This window comes from Neisseria sp. WLZKY-1, from assembly GCF_046546535.1.
Taxonomy (GTDB): Bacteria; Pseudomonadota; Gammaproteobacteria; order Burkholderiales; family Neisseriaceae; genus Neisseria.
This window is the reverse complement of the sequence record NZ_JBKGTW010000101.1, coordinates 1-1,491: the sequence shown is the minus strand read 5'-3', so window position 1 is coordinate 1,491 and position 1,491 is coordinate 1. Positions and strand designations below refer to the sequence as shown.

The 1,491-nt window shown below is 54.8% G+C and carries 1 protein-coding gene; it reads left to right on the top strand.

Annotated elements, in window-relative coordinates:
• Window positions 1–431 precede the first annotated feature (431 nt).
• Window positions 432–1,247, top strand: a complete 816-nt coding sequence (locus ACLD9W_RS12305) for an undecaprenyl-diphosphate phosphatase (RefSeq protein ID WP_410842278.1) — start codon at window positions 432–434, stop codon at window positions 1,245–1,247.
• Window positions 1,248–1,491 lie beyond the last annotated feature (244 nt).

Genomic DNA, 1,491 nt, shown 5'->3' with positions numbered 1-1,491 from the left:
GAGTGCGCAAAGCCATCTGAAGGTGATGTGTTTGAACCTGTTGAAAGCGGCCAACAGGCTAAGTGTGCCTGTTGCCGCCTAAAAGGCGGCCCGGATGCCTGATAATCCGGTATCCGGGGAGGATTAAGGGGAGATTTGGGTAAAATCAGGCGCAATTAGGTGCGGAAACAGCCGAAAACCTGTGCTTGGGTTCCGGCTGTCGAAGGAAGGGCTTTTTTGCAAAGGTCTCATATAGTGAAACAAAATACGAAAGATACAAGGCAGCAAGCTGCAGACAGTACAAGTAGTACGGTAAGGCGCAGCAACGCCGTAGATTTTCGTGTTGGTTCACTATACCCTGAGGCCGTCTGAAAGGCGCGGCCGTCTTTTTCAGACGGCCTCTTTGCCGAAATCGGGTAGAATCCGCCCTTTTTTCCGTTTGCGAGTGTTGTATGTCAGATATTTTGAAAGCCGCGCTGTTCGGCATTGTGGAGGGCATTACCGAGTGGCTGCCCGTCAGTTCCACCGGCCATATGATTCTGCTGGACGAGTTTGTGCGGCTGGATGTGTCGCCCGAATTTTGGAAAATGTTCCTCGTCGTGATCCAGCTCGGCGCGATTGCGGCGGTGGCCGTTTTGTATTTCGACAAGCTGTGGCCGTTTGCGCGCGGCCTGCGCCTGAAACCCGAGGCCGTGCCGCTGTGGAGCAAAATCCTTCTTGCCTGCGTACCCGCCGCTGTGGTCGGCCTGTCGCTGAACGACTGGATAGACAGCCATTTCTACAATCCGTGGACGGTGGCGGTGATGCTGATTGTGTTCGGCATCGCCTTTATCGTTGTCGAAAACCGCAACAGACACCACAAGCCGAAAACAAACGATTTGGCGGGCATTTCCTACGCGCAGGCGCTGTGGGTCGGCCTGTTTCAGGTGATTGCCGCCGTGCTGCCGGGCACGAGCCGTTCGGGGGCGACGATTCTGGGCGGCATCGCCGTCGGCCTCAGCCGCGAAGTAGCGGCGGAGTTCACTTTCTTTCTCGCCGTGCCCGTGATGTTCGGCGCGAGCCTGCTGAAAATCGCCAAACACGGCCTGTCGTTTACCGCGCATGAAGTGGGTGTGCTTGCCTGCGGCATGGTTGTCAGCTTCGTTGTCAGCATCCTCGCCATCAAATTCCTGATGGCCTATATCAAACGCCACGATTTCAAAATCTTCGGCTGGTACAGAATCGTGCTGGGCGCGCTGGTGCTGCTGTATTTCGCGGTGCTGAAATAAAGCAAAGGTTTGAGGCCGTCTGAAAATGCGGTTTTCAGACGGCCTCAACCGTTGTCGTGAAATATATTGCAATACGCCGCGCTCGAATATCTGAAAAAAATGCAGCAGCACCTGACCTCGCAGGACATCTGTACAGACCGAACACATAGGTAACACCTGTGCGGGGACATGGGTAACAGTTTTTCGGGCAGTTTAGCAGAAGTCGTTCAGGTCAATCCGGCCGAGGCGGTAGAAGCAGAAATAG

Coding starts and splice junctions, on each gene's coding strand:
- ACLD9W_RS12305 (WP_410842278.1), top strand. CDS start 432: ATGTCAGATATTTTGAAAGCCGCGCTGTTCGGCATTGTGGAGGGCATT.